This window comes from Pseudomonas sp. 22085, from assembly GCF_052045815.1.
Classification (GTDB): Bacteria; Pseudomonadota; Gammaproteobacteria; order Pseudomonadales; family Pseudomonadaceae; genus Aquipseudomonas; species Aquipseudomonas glycinae.
Window position 1 is genome coordinate 177,564 of sequence record NZ_JBQEQA010000001.1, and the last position, 17,814, is coordinate 195,377.

At 60.3% G+C, this 17,814-nt stretch carries 15 protein-coding genes and 1 pseudogene; 8 read left to right on the top strand and 8 right to left on the bottom strand.

All coding sequences use genetic code 11. The annotated features are described in order from the left end of the window. Positions 1-49: 49 nt before the first annotated feature. Complete coding sequence (locus ACTJK7_RS00690) at positions 50-1,114, bottom strand: MBL fold metallo-hydrolase (protein ID WP_440779776.1); 1,065 nt, start codon at positions 1,112-1,114, stop codon at positions 50-52. A 228-nt stretch (positions 1,115-1,342) separates the two neighbouring features. On the opposite strand from ACTJK7_RS00690, the gene ACTJK7_RS00695 reads away from it, so the two are divergent. Further along, positions 1,343-2,095, top strand: coding sequence for a YkgJ family cysteine cluster protein (locus tag ACTJK7_RS00695; protein ID WP_440779658.1), 753 nt, complete (start codon positions 1,343-1,345; stop codon positions 2,093-2,095). A 23-nt stretch (positions 2,096-2,118) separates the two neighbouring features. Here ACTJK7_RS00695 and ACTJK7_RS00700 read toward each other — a convergent pair whose 3' ends face one another. Together ACTJK7_RS00700 and ACTJK7_RS00705 are read right to left on the bottom strand one after the other, a co-directional pair. Beyond that, positions 2,119-2,811, bottom strand: coding sequence for a nitroreductase (locus ACTJK7_RS00700; RefSeq protein ID WP_440779657.1), 693 nt, complete (start codon positions 2,809-2,811; stop codon positions 2,119-2,121). A 39-nt stretch (positions 2,812-2,850) separates the two neighbouring features. Next, positions 2,851-3,699, bottom strand: a complete 849-nt coding sequence (locus ACTJK7_RS00705; RefSeq protein ID WP_440779655.1) for an alpha/beta fold hydrolase — start codon at positions 3,697-3,699, stop codon at positions 2,851-2,853. Between the two features lie 341 nt (positions 3,700-4,040). Here ACTJK7_RS00705 and ACTJK7_RS00710 point away from each other — a divergent pair, with 341 nt between their 5' ends. The 7 genes and pseudogenes from ACTJK7_RS00710 (at position 4,041) to ACTJK7_RS00740 (ending at position 10,488) form a co-directional block, all read left to right on the top strand. After that, positions 4,041-4,931, top strand: coding sequence for an HpcH/HpaI aldolase/citrate lyase family protein (locus ACTJK7_RS00710; RefSeq protein ID WP_346641787.1), 891 nt, complete (start codon positions 4,041-4,043; stop codon positions 4,929-4,931). A 13-nt stretch (positions 4,932-4,944) separates the two neighbouring features. Next, positions 4,945-5,406, top strand: a complete 462-nt coding sequence (locus tag ACTJK7_RS00715) for a MaoC family dehydratase (RefSeq protein WP_440779654.1) — start codon at positions 4,945-4,947, stop codon at positions 5,404-5,406. A gap of 77 nt (positions 5,407-5,483) precedes the next feature. After that, positions 5,484-5,816 (top strand): annotated as a pseudogene (locus ACTJK7_RS00720) (efflux RND transporter permease subunit); the annotation flags it as partial. After that, a complete protein-coding gene (locus ACTJK7_RS00725; protein ID WP_440779653.1) occupies positions 5,816-7,204 on the top strand; it encodes an efflux transporter outer membrane subunit in 1,389 nt (462 codons plus the stop codon). The pseudogene ACTJK7_RS00720 and the gene ACTJK7_RS00725, both read left to right, overlap by 1 nt. Before the next feature lie 300 nt (positions 7,205-7,504). Then, positions 7,505-8,269, top strand: a complete 765-nt coding sequence (locus ACTJK7_RS00730) for an SDR family NAD(P)-dependent oxidoreductase (RefSeq protein WP_189121087.1) — start codon at positions 7,505-7,507, stop codon at positions 8,267-8,269. Between the two features lie 97 nt (positions 8,270-8,366). Further along, a complete protein-coding gene (gene eutH / locus ACTJK7_RS00735; RefSeq protein WP_440779652.1) occupies positions 8,367-9,599 on the top strand; it encodes an ethanolamine utilization protein EutH in 1,233 nt (410 codons plus the stop codon). 85 nt (positions 9,600-9,684) lie between these two features. Further along, the gene (locus ACTJK7_RS00740; RefSeq protein WP_189121089.1) at positions 9,685-10,488 is read left to right on the top strand and encodes a helix-turn-helix transcriptional regulator; all 804 of its coding nucleotides are present in this window, start codon (positions 9,685-9,687) and stop codon (positions 10,486-10,488) included. Between the two features lie 51 nt (positions 10,489-10,539). On the opposite strand, the gene ACTJK7_RS00745 is transcribed toward ACTJK7_RS00740, so the two are convergent. The 5 genes from ACTJK7_RS00745 to ACTJK7_RS00765 all read right to left on the bottom strand — a co-directional run bounded on the left by ACTJK7_RS00745 (position 10,540) and on the right by ACTJK7_RS00765 (position 17,803). Further along, entirely contained in the window at positions 10,540-12,285 is a 1,746-nt protein-coding gene (locus ACTJK7_RS00745) for an MOSC domain-containing protein (protein ID WP_440779651.1), read from the bottom strand. A gap of 217 nt (positions 12,286-12,502) precedes the next feature. Next, positions 12,503-13,993 carry an aldehyde dehydrogenase gene (locus tag ACTJK7_RS00750; RefSeq protein WP_189121092.1) on the bottom strand — a complete coding sequence of 497 codons (1,491 nt, stop codon included), beginning with the start codon at positions 13,991-13,993 and terminating at the stop codon, positions 12,503-12,505. 12 nt (positions 13,994-14,005) lie between these two features. Next, positions 14,006-14,899 (bottom strand): dihydrodipicolinate synthase family protein, encoded by an 894-nt coding sequence (locus ACTJK7_RS00755; RefSeq protein WP_189121093.1) that lies wholly within the window; start codon positions 14,897-14,899, stop codon positions 14,006-14,008. Between the two features lie 71 nt (positions 14,900-14,970). Further along, entirely contained in the window at positions 14,971-16,299 is a 1,329-nt protein-coding gene (locus ACTJK7_RS00760) for an MFS transporter (RefSeq protein ID WP_440779775.1), read from the bottom strand. A gap of 184 nt (positions 16,300-16,483) precedes the next feature. Next, positions 16,484-17,803 carry an NAD(P)/FAD-dependent oxidoreductase gene (locus ACTJK7_RS00765; protein ID WP_440779649.1) on the bottom strand — a complete coding sequence of 440 codons (1,320 nt, stop codon included), beginning with the start codon at positions 17,801-17,803 and terminating at the stop codon, positions 16,484-16,486. Between the last annotated feature and the right edge of the window lie 11 nt (positions 17,804-17,814).

The following is a 17,814-nucleotide window of genomic DNA, read 5'->3' on the forward strand; positions in this document are numbered from 1 at the left end:
GCGGGGGCAGGTTCGCCGCGCCCGCAGGGCCCTCGCCTGGTCAGCAGCCTCATTGGTTCGCCCAGCGCATTCGGCATCCGCGTCCCTTGGGCTGCTCCTCTTTTTTCACCACTTCGCGCCACCAGCGCTCAACCGCACGCGGCGAGCGCAGGTCGACCCGCTCACCCATTCTGGGGGTAGCCACAGGAACGCCTTGCTGCCCTGCCCACTCCAGCACTTGCTCAAAGGGTTCGTACCAGGCATGCAGCGCAAGGTCGAACGTGCCGTTGTGGATCGGGAGCAACCAGCCTCCACCGAGGTCCAGGTGGGCCTGTACGGTCTGCCGAGGATGCATGTGCACATAGGGCCAATGCTCATCGTAGGCGCCCGTTTCCATCAGCGTCACATCGAACGGCCCGAAACGCCGCCCTATTTCGGCAAAGCCATCGAAATAGCCAGTGTCACCACTGAAGAACATCTGCAACTCCGCTGCCTGGATCACCCACGAGCACCACAGCGTGCGGTTGCCATCTCGCAGCCCCCTGCCGGAGAAGTGCTGAGCAGGTGTCGCCGTCAGGCGCAAGCCACCCACCTCGATGCCTTGCCACCAGTCGAACTGATGAATCTTGGCTGCCGGCACACCCCAGGCCAGCAGCCGGTCGCCAACACCCAGCGGCGTGAGAAAGCGTTCAACCTTAGGCGCCAGTGCCTTGATCGTTGCCCGGTCCAGGTGATCGTAATGGTCGTGGGAGAGAATGACCCCCTGAATAGGGGGCAGCTCATCCAAGGACAAAGGAGGTGCATGGAACCGCTTCGGGCCCGCAAACGTGAATGGCGAGGCACGCTTGGAAAACACCGGGTCCGTCAGCCACCAGCCCTCGCCCAGCTTGAACAGGACCGTGGAATGCCCCAGGCGGAACAAGCTGGCGTGCGGCGCAGCATCGAGCTGTGCACGGGTCAACTGCAGCACCGGCACCGGCGCACGCGGCACCGTGAACGTTGGCTTGTTGAACAGCGCGTTCCAGATCGTCCTGGCGTCGGGTTCAGGCATGTCTGCAGGGCGCGGTGACAGATTGTGAAAGCGCCCCTCGCGAGATTGGGGAGAGTCGCCGTATTCGAGAATCGGTGTGCGCATCAGTGAAGGGCGTTTCAAGTTGCAGACCTCGTGCGGGCGCAGTGGTTGAGCAGGCAGTATAAAAACGGTCACTCAAACGGGTTTGCCCAATTCAACGAGCTGCATGCCTGATCCTGCTGCCCACAATCGCACTCGTTTCATTTGTGCAAGAAGCTCGTGGAATCGGGCAAGGAAAGCCATGGCCGGCTTCGTAGCATGCAGTTGTCCAACTGCCTCGGAAAACGCGCCATGAACTCCCCTGTCCATTTCGACTGCATTGCCGGCTGCGGCGCTTGCTGCAAGGGACGCTTCGTACCCCTGACCCTCGCGGAAACCGAAGCCTGGCTGGCCCGTGGCGATGATGTGGTCGTGCTCCTGGAGGCATTTTCCACCCTGGGTGCCAACGAGCAATCTCCAGAGTACCGGCATAACCACGCTCGCTCAGCGGCGGCGCGCTCCGGTTCGGCGGACATTCAGGTCATTGCGGTGTTCGCGGCGGGCAATCTACAGGGCTGCCCCAACCAACTCGCCGATACCCGATGCGGGATCTACACCGAGCGACCACTGGTATGCCGGATCTATCCGATGGAGGTCAATCCGTTCATCGTACTGAACCCGGCAACCAAGGAGTGCCCGACAGCGGCATGGTCACAGATGGATGGGGAGCCCTTGATCGCTTCGGATGGGCTACCACCACCCGCCTTGCGCCAGTTGATCGACGCCTCGCGGAAGGCCGACCGGGAAGATGCGCTGGACAAGGTCAACATCTGCCGCCACCTAGGTTTCACCACCACGGCCTGGAAAGGCAATGGATTCACGGTGTTCTTTCCAACCAACGAACAGCTGCGCCTGGCGATAGCCCATCAGAGCAGATCGCAGGCGCCAGCTACCCAATGGCATGTGCGCATCCATGGCGAGGCGCTGCGTTTGGAGCTTGAGCAACTGGGCGTACAGCTGGCGAGTGAAGCGCCGAATCAGGTTTTTATTCCACTGGCCAGTTGACGATCATGCCCGTCCGTTACCACTCAGACAATCCGCAGCACCTCGCTCAGTGCAGCGCGGCTGGTGCGGAAGCTGTTCACGGGGTGCTCGCTATCGGCGTAGCCGAAAGAGATGCCGCAGACCATGTGACGATCTTCGGCTATCCCGAAGTAGTCACGAATGAACCGGGCATGCCGAGCCAATGCCGCTTGTGGCGCGGTGGCCACTCCATGGGCCTGGGCTGCAAGCAGGAAGGCGCTGATGAAGCCACCACAATCCACCGCCGCGTAGGGGCCCAAGTCGGCCCGCGTGGTCAGGATGGCCACGTGCGGTGCGCCGAACAAACGGAAGTTTTCCAGGCTTTGCTGGGCGTAGCGCTCCTTGTCACCACGGGTGATACCCAAGGCCTCATACAGTTTGAAGCCGGCTTCGCGTCGCCGCTCCGCATAGACATCCCGGTAGGCTTCCGGGAAAGGGATGTCCGAATTTGTCTCGGTGTGCGTTTGGGCTCGTGCCAGGAGGGCTTCACGGAAGGCTTCAGTACGCTGCCCCGAGGTAATCAACACCTGCCATGGCTGGGTGTTGCACCAGGAAGGCGTGCGTCGGGCGATATCGACAATGTCCTCGATTACCGCCAGTGGCACATTGTCCGGGCGATAGGCGCGACAGGTGGAGCGGCCGGCAAGCAAGCGCTTGAGCAATTCGGCATCGGGCGTCTTTTCAGTCGTTTCGTTCATGGCTGGCCTCATCTAGGGGCAGTAAAAGTGAAACGGGCTTCAGGCCCCGGTCACAGTGATCGGCAAGTGTCGACAGAGGAAATCCCAGGCGGCCTTGCCAAATACGTCATTGCGGTCGCCCGCCACCATGTGCTGCGCCTGGGCGACGTCCAGGTGTTCGGCGTGCGGACACAGGGCCAGAAAGTCCTGCACCCCGGCTTCGGAGACAACGTCAGACTGGGCGCCACGTACCAGCAGCGTTGGCAGGCGCAGACGTCTCGCGCAATTCGACAAGCGCTGATAGCGCGATTCCAGGTCATGGGTCGCCTCCAGGTAGCGAGGGTCCCAGTGCCAGTACAGGCGCCCGTTAGGTGCAGTACGCAGGTTCTTCACCAAGCCTTGTCGGCTGGCAGGTTTGCGCCGCTGCGGCTGGTAACGCGCAATGGCCTCGGCCACCTCGTCGAGCGTCTCGAACCCTTCAGGACGTTGCTGCATGAAGGCTTTGATCCGAGTGACGCCCGACGCCTCACAACGTGGCACGACATCCACGAGAATCAGCGCGCTGGCGTTGATCTCTCCTTCGCCAATACCTACCAGGCTGGTGATGCCGCCCATGGAGGCGCCGATCAACACAGCGGGCCTGTCCCCAAAACTGGCGATCACCGCTTTGAGATCCTGCACCATGGCGTCGGTGCTGTAGTCACCAGTGGCGCTCCACTGCGAGTCACCATGGCCTCGCGCATCAAGGGCGACTGCGTGGCAACCCGCACTTGCCAACAAGGCCCCGGTGGCACCCCAGGCGTGGCGAGTTTGCCCGCCGCCGTGCAGGAGGATGACCAGCGGCCCTTCAGGGTCTCCCCAGCAGTCACCCGCCAGGGTCACACCATCGGCTCCGCGCCAAGAACGCATAGGCTGCGGAGTGCCTGGCAGCCGGCTACGTTGCGCGATGAATTCAGGGTCCGCCATGCACACCTCCTCTTACACCTGTCAAATGGCACCTTACGCGTGTTAGGCAGAGTGCCCCGCCTACAGGCGACTGGCAAGGCGCTTCGGGCGGTTGTTCCGTTCTTTGGTTGGGGCGCCCTACCGGTTTCAATCATTAGCACCCTGCAATTCCAAAGTACGGAAATGTTCAGCCACCTCGCTTGGCGCCTTCCTGCCCCCCGATACATGCTCGACCCAGGCATCAGTTGCCATTGAATCTAACCATCGTTAGGTCAACCAGGAAAACAAGAAGGAGTAAACGCACGATGGCTTCCACTCCCCTCAAACCGATCCGCTCGATGATGTTCGTGCCCGGCAACAAGCCGAACATGATTGAAAAGGCTGCAGGCGCCAAGGCCGATGCCTTGATCCTCGATCTGGAGGACAGCGTACCCGCAGACCTCAAGGTCGAGGCCCGCGGCATCGTCAAGGCCAAACTCGCCTGGCTGGCCGAGCAGAAGCAACGCATCTGGGTGCGTATCAACCGCAGCGCCCACCTGTATGACTTCGACGACATCCTCGCCGTTGTCAGCCCTCTGATCGAAGGCATCGTCATCTCCAAGCCCTGCGGGCCGGAAGACATCCACACCGTCTCCTCCATGCTCGCCGAAGCCGAATACCGCGCGGGCGTGCCTGTCGGCCACACCCGGGTCATTCCACTGCTCGAGACCGCCCGGTCCCTGCAGTTGGCGTACGAGATCGCCCAGCACGAGCGGGTCCCCGCCATCGTCGGTGCCACCGCCAAAAATGCCGATGTGGCCCGTGCGCTGAAAACCGTGTGGTCACTCGAAGGTCGCGAAACCCAGTACCTCAAGTCGCGCATCGTCATGGCCGCACGGGCCGCCGGCAAGCTGCCGATCGGCGGCGTGTGGCAGCAGGTCCACGACCTCGAAGGGCTCAAGGTGTCCTCGGCCAACGACCGCCAACTGGGCATGAGCGGCGAACTGGTGCTTCACCCTTCCAACATCGACATCGTCAACCGTACCTACAGCCCCACCGAGGAAGAGGTGGCCTTCTATCAGGGCATGATCGACGCCCTGGAGACCGCCCAGGCCGAAGGCCGCGCCTCGTGCATCTATGACGGCGAGCACATCGACATCGCCCACGCCAAGACCGCCCGCGAAGTCATCGAACTGGCTCGCGCCTTCAACCACTGAGGAGATCTGCAAAATGGCCGGACTGTACTTCGAAGAATTCAAACCGGGGATGGTGATCGAGCACGCCATTCGCCGCACCGTGACCGAGACCGACAACATCCTGTTCTCGGCGATGACCTACAACTGCGCGCCGCTGCACATCGATGCCGAATACAGCGCCAACACCTTCTACGGCCAGCGCCTGGTCAACAGCATGTTCCTGCTGGCGCTGGTGGCCGGTATCACCGTTTATGAAACCACCTTGGGCACCACCCTGGGCAACCTCGGTTTCGGCGAGATCGCGTTCCCCAAACCGACCTTCCACGGTGACACCATCCGGGTGCAGACCGAGATCGTGGAGACGCGACTGTCCAAGAGCCGCAATGACTCAGGCATCGTCACGTTCAAGCACGTAGCCAAGAACCAACGTGACGAAGTGGTCTGCACCGCGGTGCGCACCGGGCTGATGATGCTGCGCCCTGCCGGGCAGGCGTAAGGAGAGCGACCATGGACTATCAACTGACCGCTGACCAACGTGCCATCGTCGATGCCGCCGAGAAGATCTGCGCCAACTTGGCGGCGAAAAACGCCATTCTGATCGTCGAGTTCGCCAAAGAAGGATACGAGCGTGGCCAGGACCTCATCACTGCCACCCTGGAAGCGGTGCGCATCCGCCTTAGGCCGGTACTGATGACTTCGCTTGCGTTCATCCTGGGTGTGCTGCCGCTGGCCCTGAGTAGCGGAGCCGGGGCCGGTGGACGACAGGCGATCGGTACCGGCGTGCTGGGTGGCATGCTCGCCGCTACCGTGCTCGGCCTGTTCTTCATCCCGTTGTTCTATGTACTGGTACAGCGCTTGGCCGGCCGACGCGCCAGCACTGTCGATACTGTTGCAGGAGAAGCCTGATGCGTCTGTCCCCTTTTTTGCTGGCGCTGGCCCTCACTGGCTGCGTCAACCTAGCTCCTGACTACCAGCGCCCGGCAGCACCGGTAGCCGAGCAGTGGCCAACCGCCACCGGCGCAACCACCGCAAGCGCCGATATCAGCTGGAAATCGCTGTTCACCGATGCCCGCCTCCGCGACACCGTGGCGCTGGCGTTGACCAACAACCGCGACCTGCGCGTGGCTGCATTGAATGTCGAATACCAGCGGGCGCAGTACCGCATCCAGCGCGCCGAGCTGTTTCCGGCAGTTTCGGCAACGGCCGATGGTACTCGCCAGCGCAGCGTGACCAACGGCAGCTCGGCGGTCAGCAGCCAGTACAGCGTCGGCCTCGGCGTCAGCAGCTATGAGCTGGACCTGTTTGGCCGCCTGGGCAACCTCAAGGACGCTGCGCTGGAGCAGTACCTTTCGCTGGAGCAAACGCGCCGCAGCACGCAACTCAGTCTGGTAGCCGAAGTCGCGACGGCCTGGATGACCCTGGCCGCCGACCAGCAACTGCTGAAGCTGGCCAATGACACCTATGCCAGCCAGCAGAAAACCTACACGCTGGTGCAGCAGAGCCATGGGCTGGGCGGCGAGTCCGGGGTGAGCCTGGCGCAAGCGCGCAGTACAGTCGAGTCCGCTCGGGCCGATGCGGCCAATTATGCCAGCCAGGTCGAGCAGGACCGAAACGCGCTCGAACTGCTGGTGGGCCAACGCCTGAGCGACGCGCTGCTGCCAAGCGACCAGCCATTCGATAGCACACTGCTGGTGGGCGTGCCGCAGGGCCTGCCCTCGAGCCTGCTGCAGCGTCGCCCGGACGTATTGGCCGCTGAACATTCCCTGAAGGCGGCCAACGCTGATATCGGCGCGGCCCGGGCTGCGTTTTTCCCGAGTATTACCCTTACCGCCAGCGGCGGCAGCGCCAGCAGCGAGCTGTCCGGGTTGTTCAAAGGCGGCAGCGGCGCATGGAGCTTCGCCCCCTCGATCAACCTGCCGATCTTCAACGCGGGGAGCAATCGAGCCAGCCTAACTGCAGCCAAAGTCAACAGCGAAATCGAACTGGCGACTTACGAGAAGACGATCCAGACCGCGTTCAGCGAAGTGGCGGATGCGCTGTCAGTACGTGCTCATATCAATGAGCGCCTCGATGCCCAGCGCAGCCTGACCGATGCTACCGACACCGCTTATCAGCTCTCATTGGCCCTGTACAAACAAGGCTCGGAGAGCTTTCTGGACGTGCTCGACGCCCAGCGCTCCGTGTATTCGGCGCAGCAGTCGCTGATTAACTTGAACCTGACAGAGCAGACCAACCGGGTGACGTTGTACAAAACCCTTGGTGGCGAATGGGCTAAAGGTGATAAATCCAGTTGATACAAGCCCGGTAGTACCTCCCATCAGCTTTCAATGGTTTCAAGAGAGCTATGTATAGCGACGGAAGATCGCGCTGACGGCGTTGGACGCGGGCGCAGGGATTGCGCTGACATGCATAGGATTCCGCTGTACACCTGCATGGTGAGGCTGCCACCAGCCATTTCATCGTGGATCTACTGAGCCATGCCCTGCCCCCAAGAGGCGAAAGCCAAGCTTGGCTATACCCTTAGGTATATTTACCGCACTCGACCTCGGCTCTAGTTTTGGAGACAACAACCATAACAACCGAGGAAAATAACCATGGATCGTTTGAAAGGGAAAGTGGCACTGATTACCGGCGGCGCAGGCGGTTGTGGCCTGGCCGCGTCGGAACTGTTCGCCGCCGAGGGCGCCAGGGTGGTGATCCTCGACTTGCCGACCAGCCAGGGCGAAGCCGTGGCGGCGCGCATCAACGCGGACGGCGGCCAGGCGCTGTTCGTCGCCGCAGATGTGTCGCAGGCCGACCAGGTGCACCGCGCCGTAACCCAGGCCCAGACGCACTTCGGCCCGATAACCGTGCTGATGAACCATGCCGGGATCATCGCTGCCGGCCCGTTCCTCGAAACCAGCGAAGCGGAATGGGACCGGCTGATGAGCGTCAACGTGAAAAGCATGTTTCTGGTCACCAAGGCGGTGTTGCCTGGCATGCTCGCCGCCGGCGGTGGTAGCGTGATCTGCACCTCCTCGATTTCCGCCGTGGTCGGCACACCGATGGAGGTGCTCTACTGCACCACCAAGGGCGCCTGTCACATGTTCGCCCGCGCCCTCGCGGTGGAATATCGCGACCAGAACATCCGCAGCAATGCCATTTGCCCTGGTTTCATCGGTACCGCCCATGGCCGCCGCGAACTCGACCTGCTGCGCGGTTATGGCGTGGACGCCTCCGACGAGGCGATCAAGGCCATGCAGGGGCGCCTGTGCGACCCGGCTGAAGTGGCTAATGCCGCGCTGTTCCTGGCCAGCGATGAGTCGAGCTTCGTCAGTGGCTCGCACCTGTTCGTCGACAACGCCTACACCGCCATGTGATACCTCGCCGGCCCCCGCTGTCAGCGTCCAACAACAACGATAAGCAGCACCCTTCAATTCTGCCCCCAAGCCGATTCCAACAAGACAGAGGCAGCAGATGGAAAATATAGGCACTTACGTCATCTACGTGATCATGGTGTGCGCCGTGATCGGCGCGATCGCATCGATCGTCAATGCGGAATCCGAGCTGGCCAAGGAGTTCACCGCCGGCCTGCACAGCATCGGCCCGATCTTCATCCCGGTGGCCGGGATCATGGCCGCCATCCCGTTCATTTCCAGTTTCATCAGCCAGTTCATCGGCCCGCTGTTCCTGGCCACGGGCGCCGATGCCGGCATCGCCGGGCCGATCTTCATCGCCTCGGATTTGGGCGGCTACCAGCTGGCCCAGGCGCTATCGCACAGCCCCGAAGGCTGGATCCTCGGCCTTATCACTGGCTTCCAGTGCGGTTCGACGGTGATCTTCGTCATCCCGGTGGGCCTGGCCATGCTCAACAAGGCCGACCACAAGTACATGGCGCTGGGCATCATGGCCGGGCTGCTGAGCATCCCGATCAGCATCGTTTTGATCGCCATGGGCATGCAGGCCATGGGCCTGGGCGTGCGCCCGGACATCGCCACGGCGGGCGCTGCGACCCAGGCGCTGCACTTCACCCTGCCCACCCTGCTGCGCAACTTGTCGCCGCTGATCCTGTTCTGCGTGGCACTGGCGGCGGCGCTGCGCTACTTCCCCAACCTCATGGTCAGCCTGTTCCTCAAGCTGGGGCAGTTGATGTACGCCGCCGTGACGCTTGTGCTGGTGGCGTCGATCGTCGAGTACTTCACCGGCGCGTTCACTTCGCTGTTCGGTGGCTGGGGCTTCGCCCCGATTATTGCCGACAAGGACGACCAATTCCGGGCGCTGGAAATTGCCGGCTACGTGGGCATCATGCTGTGCGGTGCGTTCCCGATGGTTTATCTGATCAAGCGTTTCCTGTCGCAGCCGATCGAGAAGGTAGCGTCGAAACTCGGCCTGTCGCCGGTGGGCGCGGCCGGTATCCTCGCGGCCTCGGCCAACATCCTGGCGATGTTCCGCCTGGTGGCCGACATGCCGCCAAAAGACAAGGTGCTGGTGATTGCCTTTGCCGTGTGCGCCGCCTTCACCTTTGGTGATCACTTGGCCTACTCGGCCAACTTCCAGCCCACGCTTATCGGGCCGCTGATCATCGGCAAGCTCGCCGGTGGCCTGCTGGGCATGCTGCTGGCCTACTGGCTGGCGGTGCCTAAGGCACTGGAACTGGGCCGTCAGGAAGAAGAGGCCGGCATGCTGCCCGCCTGTGCACCGTTGCACTGAGTGGGCCAGGCATCGTTCAATGCCGTTCGGGCTTGCACAGCCGGGCGGCATTTGCGCCTTTTCCCACACCGCACGGGCCACCGCAATGAACAACGACAACGCCAACCGCCTGGGTACGGTCATTCGCAGCATCGGCAGCGACGCACTGGGCTCGACCCTCGACACCGCGCTCAAGGCCGTGGTCGATTTCGACATGAGCTGTGCCTACCTGTTTCGTTTCAACCAGCCCGCGCTACTGATCCATGACGGCTACAACCAGCGAGTCGCCGAGCGTACGCTGAAAGCCTACCTGCGCGGCGGCTATCTGCTCGACCCGTTTTACGTCGCCTGTACCAACAACCACGCGGGTGGCCTGTGGCGGATGCGCGAACTGGCCCCGGACAGTTTCTTCGCTTCGGGCTTTTCCATTTCCCACGACATCCACCCCTGCGTGTCCACGCACCACGGCAGCCTGATCGAGGAAATCGGCTTCATCGTCCCGGTACGGTCACGTACCGCTTTGGTTTATTCGCTGATGCGAGGCCTGGACAAGGGCGCGTTCGCGTTTGAAGAAGCGCAGCGGTTGGCAGTACTGACGCCGGTGATCGATGCCATTTTCAGTCAGCACCTGCGCCTGGCCCATGCCGACGACCTGGCCGACCCGCAGGAATCGGGCAGCCAGCTGGAAGATGCCTTCGTTGATATCCTCCAGGGTCAGCTGACCGAAACCCAGCGGCATGTGGCCAAGCTGATCCTGCAGGGGCATAGCAGCCAGTCGATTTCCCGAGAGCTGGGGATTTCGGAAGGGACGGTGAAGGTGCACCGGCACAATATCTGGCAACGCTTAGGCATTGCGGGGAATGCTGAATTGTTTCGTTTATTTATCAGTTATCTCATCAAAAACAGTTAGCCTGAACGGCAATTGTTTTTTCGCCTCTGCGGTGGCGTTATTCGTTTGGTCTCAACAATCAATGCTTATATCACTCCCAGGAACGGAAGCGCACATGAGCGCATACCCAGTTTTAGCTCTACAAGAATCGATCAGCTGAATAATTTTTCCGTCCAACACAGCGCACTCACAGGTTTGGCATATGCCTGCGCGACAGTGGGCAGGTAGTACCAGCCCTTTGGCTTCTGCGAAGCTCAGGAGGGTCCCATCTGTGGGTTGCCATGTTACAGAGACACCTGACCTGGCGAAGGTGACCTTAAATGAATCACCGTCAGGAATTTTGCGCATCTCCACCGGACTATCAGGGGTTGCGAAGCTGTCCATGTACAGCCGATCGGCAGCGTCCGCCTGAATCACGCTATTCTCTATCTGGCTCTGAAAGCCTTCAGGCCCGCAAACATGGATTGCAGCACCTCTCCCGACAGCATCGGTGACCAACGCGGTGATATCCGGCCTGCCTTTGATCGCCCCCCCATCCCCATTCAAAGCTTGGGTGACATGCAAAGCGCTAGAACCTTCGCTAAGTTGTCCCACCAGCGTAATCACCTCATTCCACAGCGCTAGTTCGTCGCTGCACTTCACTGTATGCACGACGTGCACTGGATGCGGATAGTTGGCCTGCGCCAGAGCTTCAAGCTTGGTGATCGTCGGGGTTATGCCTATCCCCGCTGTAAGAAAGAGATTAGCTGGAGCGTCGAGGCTGAACGTGTCTGAGCCGGAAGGTCCTGTCAGATGTAGACGCTGTCCAGTCTCTAAAGCATGAATAGCTTGGGAGCCGGCACCACTCCCCTGCTTCACCGTGATGCGTAACCGATCACCCTTGATACCCGACACGGTGTAGCGGCGCCACGTGCCATCTACTGCCAAGTGATGAACTGCAACATGCTGCCCGGCCACAAAGCTGTCCAGCGAGCCAAGCACCGCTAGGGGATCTCGTAGCCATACTGAGCGAATGCCCGGTGCTTCCTCAACAATCTCAACGACTTCTGCAGGACGCGGCCAGGTAGTCAACGCAGGTGCTCTTGGAACCTTGGCTGCAATTGCCAGCCTTTCGCCGTAATGCGCCTGCGTGCCTGATATTCTGTCGCCAGGTTGAAGCGATCCTGCTTGCTCGACCTGTGCATAGACACCGCAATACATGTGACCGAAGTGTCGGTTCAGTTGGGCGGGAATGTTCATGTCCAATTCGCCCGTCTGCGGATGTACCGACGTCGCTCGGCAGCGCTTGATTGGCCGAATGATCGAAAGACGGGAATGACCAAAGTCTACACCTTTGCCAAGCCATCCGAATTCTGAAAATGGTTCTGCATCGATATAGATGTTGCCTCGAAAACGCATGGGATCGATCGTTGCGCCCACTAGCTTCGACAGCGCCTGTACTGTCCTGACATTGATGATGGACAGTGCCGAGTCATCAAAATCCCAATGGCCGAGACAATCGTTCTGATGAACAACGCGTGCTTGCACACCAAAAAATTCGGCCAAAAGTTCTGGATCTGTCAGCAAATCTCCACGAATTACCGATTGCCGTTCATGAAGCGTCGCTGCTCCCAGACTTTTGCCAGGTACAAAATGAACAAGCGCTGAATTGGTCGTAAGCTGCTGATATGGGGCCGCGCCTGCCACCGTTCCACTTCGCGTAATGGCTACAGCGCGGTCTCCTGGAAAACCTTTCCCGTATTCCAACGAGACACGGTCCAGCTTTTCACCTTCGAAGCCTTTTACTGGATAGCGGAACAGCGAAACGACGTGAGCCATCTGACATGCCCTCTTCACAAATTCGTAGGAATTACTTGAAGCCCAGCTTGACCTGACGGGGCCGATTTTCTCTTGCATGAAATGCCGATCACCCAGTCGCTCGACACTGATGCAAAAAAGCCACTGCCCGGTGGGGCAGTGGCCGGGTCCGCACCGAACTCCGTCAGAACAGCGCGGGATCAGGACGCAGGTGATTGCACCACCTGCGTCCCGCCAGTCACGAAGCGTTGATCCAGATGGTCTTCAGCTCCGTGTACTGATCATGGGCCCAGATGGACTTGTCCCGCCCACCAAAGCCAGACTCCTTGTAGCCACCGAAGGGCGTAGTCACATCCCCTTCGCCGAAACAGTTAACCGTGACCACGCCCGCACGGATTTCACGCGACAGGCGCAGCGCATTGCGCAGGCTACCGGTGTAGGCCGAAGCGGCCAGGCCGTAGACGGTATCGTTGGCCAGCTCGATCGCTTCATCGATGGTCTCGAAGCTGGTCACGCTCAGCACCGGGCCAAAGATTTCCTCGACGAACAGCTTGTTGTCGCGGCCAACGTTGTCGACGATGGTCGGCTGCACGAACACGCCTTCCTCGGTTTCGCCGCCCTGAACGATGCTGAGTTTCTGCTCGGCCGCGTATTCCAGGTACGACTTCACCTTCTCGAAGTGCGACTTGCTGACCATGGCGCCCAGGCGATTGTCCGGGTCGAGCGGGTCGCCAAGCTTCCAGTCCTTCAGGTGCTTGGCGATCAAGCCCAGCAGTTCGTCTTTCACGTCCTTGTGGACGATCAGGCGCGACGAGGCCGAGCAGTTTTCGCCCATGTTCCAGAACGCACCGGCGGTGACGTACTGGGCCACTTCGTCGAGGTCTTCGCAGTCGTTCATGACCACCGCTGGGTTCTTGCCTCCCAGCTCCAGGACGATGCGCTTCAGGTTGGACTCGGCGGCGTATTTCAGGAACAGTCGACCGGTGTCGGTGGAACCGGTGAAGCTGACCATCGGGATGTCCATGTGGCGGCCGATGGCTTCGCCCACTTCACGGCCACCGCCAGGCACCAGATTGAACACGCCTGCAGGAATGCCAGCCTCGTGGGCCAACTCGACCACGCGCAGGGCGCTGAGGGTGGTTTCCTTGGCCGGTTTGACCACGATCGAGCAACCGGCGGCCAGCGACGGAGCGATCTTCCAGGCCAGCATCAGCAGCGGGAAGTTCCACGGCAGCACCAGGCCGACCACGCCGATGGCTTCGCGCACGACCATGGTCACCGCAGCGTTGCCGGTCGGGGCAGTGGCGTCGTAGATCTTATCGATCAGCTCGGCATGCCAGCGGATGGTATGAATCGTTTCCGGCACGTCGACGGTCTGGCACTCGCTGACAGGCTTGCCGCTGTCCAGCGCTTCCAGCACCGCCAGCTCATGGGCGTTGTCTTCCAGCAGTTGGGCGAACTTCTGCAGCACGTGCTTGCGGTCGTTCGGCTGCATCTTCGACCAGGTACCTTCTTCGAAGACGCGTTTGGCCGCGGCTACAGCGACGTTGACATCGTTGACGTCGCAGGCGGCGACTTCAGCCAGTTGCTTTCCGGTGGCGGGGTTGGTGGTGACAAACGTGCGGCCGGAGATGGCATCGCGGAACTCACCGTCGATGAACGCCTTCGTGCGCAGTTGCAGGTCGGCAGCGATGGCCGCGTATTGTGCCTTGCTCAGCAATTCAGCCATGTTCCAGTCTCCTTATTTGATCTGGGCGATGGAGGCTTTCAGTTCGGTGACCACACGCTTGAGTTCCTGCTTTTCGGCCTCGTCCAGGTCGTAGAGCGGCTTGCGTACGCCACCGGTTTTCAGACCGTTCAGGGCAACGCCGTTCTTGATGGCCTGTACGAACTTGCCACCTTCGAGGAAGTCCATCAGCGGCATCATGGCGGCCATGATCTTGCGGCCTTTGTCGAAGTCCTTCTCGATCACGCAGGCTTCGTACAGGGCCACGTGCTCACGTGGGATGAAGTTGGAGCCGGCGCAGACCCAGCTCTTCGCACCCCAGGCGAAGAACTCTAGAGCCTGATCGTCCCAGCCGCACGAGAGCTGGATGTTCGGGCGCTTGATGGCCAGGCGGTGGAGCTGGGCCATATCACCAGAGCTTTCCTTGATGGCGACGATGTTCTTCACATCAGCCACCGCGTCGAAGAACTCTTCACCCATGCTCACGCTCATGCGGCCGGGGTAGTTGTAAAGCATGATTGGCAGGCCAGCGGCAGCGTCGACTGCTTTGACGTGAAGAGCGATTTCCTGCTGTGTCGGCAACGCGTAAGGCGGGGTACCGACCAGCAGCGCATCGGCCTTGATTTCCTTGGCGTGCTGGGCGAAAGCCACAGCGTCTTCGGTGCGAATGCCACCGGTACCAACGATCAGTGGCAAGCGACCATTGAGCACGTCCTTGGCCTGGGCAGCCAACTCGATGCGCTCTTGAGTGGTGTGGGCATAGTACTCACCCGTCGAGCCGCCGATGATCACGCCATGAATCTTCGATTCAACCAAGTACTCGAGCACTTCGGCGAAGGCCGCTTTGTCGATCGAGCCGTCTGCTGCCAGTGGAGTGATTGCCGGGGTGTAGATGCCTTCAAATTTCACGGTAGGTTCTCCAGGGATACATTTGGTAGTGAACGCCGCGACGCTACGCGCCGCGACGGCTGTGTTTCAGGTCAGGCGAGTGAGGCGGCCTGTTGCAGGTTCATTGATCGGGTTTCGGGTGCCAGCGCGAAGGAAAACGCCAGGCCGACGAAGGTCACTGCCGCGGCGGCATACATGGTTGCGCCGATTCCATAGGTATCGAGGGCAATCGGGACCAACCAGGTACCGACCGCAGCGCCGACCCGCGACATGGAAGTGCCTACACCCACCGCGCCAGCGCGGATTTCGGTAGGGAAAAGTTCGTTGGGATAAACAAGCTGCAGCACCTGGGCCCCGCCGATAAACAGTGCGTAGGCACCGAACAAGGCCAGAATCAGCATTTCCGAACCGCTACTGAATGCGCCCAGGCCCAGCAACGCCAGTCCAGACCACAGGAAGCTGTGCAGCAGCGTGGTACGCCGGCCAAGGCCATTGATCAGGCGCGTGGCGATGATGCAGCCGACCACGAACAGACAGGTGATGGCGACAGAGCCGATCGACGCCCACTCACCTTTGAGGTTGAGCGCACCCAGAACCTTCGGGGCGAAGGCATAGACGGCAAACACCGGAATAACCGAGCAGGTCCAGAACATGGTGACGAACAGCATGCGTTTGCCATAGCCGGAGTGCAGCAGGCTGAGGAACGACAGTTTCCGCGTTTTAGGCTCTTCCGGCAGGTTACGCAGAGAGAAATCATTGCCATACACACGCTTGATAATCTGCTCGGCCTCGGCGCTGCGGCCTTTGCTGATAAGCCAGCGTGGCGACTCAGGCGTACCAAGGCGCAACATGAACAACACGCTACCGACTACCGCTGCACTGGCCAGGACCATGCGCCAGGCATCATCGCCACCGTGATGAAGAATCGCTTCCCCAACCATGTAAGCCACAGCTGCGCCTGCGAACCACAGCACAGTGAGGGTGGCCAGGCGAGGCCCCCGATTCTTCTTGGGCAGGAACTCGACCAGCAGCGAAGTGGCCACCGGATACTCAATGCCGACCGCGATGCCAATGGCAAAACGCAGCAAGAACAGCGCAAGCGCCGACTCCACACAGAACTGCGCGACTGAGGAGAGAACGAACAGGGTCGGGCCGACGAAGAAAACGCGTTTGCGACCAAAGCGATCAGTCAGCCAGCCGCCGAAGAAGCCACCGAAAAAAATGCCGATCAATGCCGAGGCCGCGATCATGCCCTGCCAGAAGTTGGACAGGCCAAGCCCGGCGGACATCTGCGCCATGGCCACGCCAACGATGCTAAGCACATAGCCGTCAACGAACGATCCGCCGCCAGAGCGTACCGTCAGGAACTGATGAAAACGAGTAATAGGTACGTCTTCGATTGATACATTGGAATTTGTCATTGTTTTCTCCTGCCACGACCAAAGTGCAGCCTGTTTTAGGGCGAACGAGTCCGCAAAGCTGAAAATCTTATTCAGCTCTGTCTTGTCGAAGTGCGCTTCGACCCTAAACAGCACGCAATAGAAACCGCAGGCCAGGCAACTTATTGCCCGGCAAATATCAAAAAGTTATAGCGTCTTGATTAACTCAGCTTTCTTTCCCGGCGCGGTACTGTCCCCATTTCAGATTGAGATTCAAACCCAGCGACACCAAGGGCGCCGGTGGGTTCGCGCACGGCCCAGGTGCCTGGCGAACAAAATCGATCAGTTCGTTCTTCTCACCGGCCAGCCAGTCAGCCAAAAGTTTGCCCGTAGCGGTGCCGCGAGTAACACCCAAGCCATTGCAGCAAAGGGCACCATAAACGTTAGGCGCCAACTCTCCAAAATAGCCCATGTGGTTTCGCGACATTGCCAGCGCACCGCCCCAGGTATATTCGAAAGACATGTTTGGCAGCATCGGGAATCGACGTTCGAAGGCATCACGATGTCGAACCACGAAGCGTTCGAGGTATTTGCGGTTGGCCCGGCCATCTGGGTTGAAACTGAAACTGTTACGGATCAACAAACGGTTGTCTGGCGTGCGACGCACAGTGGTGCCGAATGGATCAGCGGGAATGACGCCCCAATATGGCTTGCCCCCTAGCCTCGCCTGCTCCTCTTCGTTCATCGGACGGGTCAGGCTGGCATAAGTGAACACCGGCAGCATGCGGCCTTTGAGGAAGCCGAAACTCATACCGAAAGCGTTGGTAGTGAGCACCAGCTTATCAGCCGTGATCGAGCCATTGGCATGCTTGAGCACGGTCTTTGCGCCGTATTCAATATCAGTGATCGGCGTCTGCTCATACAGTGTGACATTCGGCGGCAGATTATCTGCCAACCCTTTTACCAACGCCGAGGGCTGAATAAGAGAAGTACCCGGAGTGAACAGGGCCTTGCGGTAGAAGTGGGTGCCGATATGCTCTGGAAGCTGATCGGCGTCAATCATCTCGTAAGGCTGATCGAGCTTGTCCAGACCGCGCCGGTAGGCATCCAGAACGGCGATGCCGCGTGGCTCTACGGCAGCTTGGTACTTGCCGCAATGCTTCATCTGGCAATCGATCTGATAGCGTTCCACCAGCTCCTTCAGGAATGACTGTCCGCTGAGATTGAGCTTCAGCGTAGTTCTGGCGATGGCGATGTCACCGATGTAGTCGTCGGCGCCGATGTCATGCGGCAGGTCGATGGCAAAACCCGCATTGCGCCCCGACGAACCAAACCCTACTTCCTGGGCCTCCAGCAGTACGATCTGGTCATCCGGAAAATTCAACGCCAACTGACGTGCAGCGGCTAACCCGGTAAAACCGGCGCCGACAACAACCCAACGTGCGGCGGTGTGCCCATGGTGCGGAGCTTTGATCTGCCGTCCTTTGCTCAGGTGGTACCAACCACACGTAGTGTCGTCAGCGGGCAACGAGGTGATCTTTGTCATTTCAGGAACCA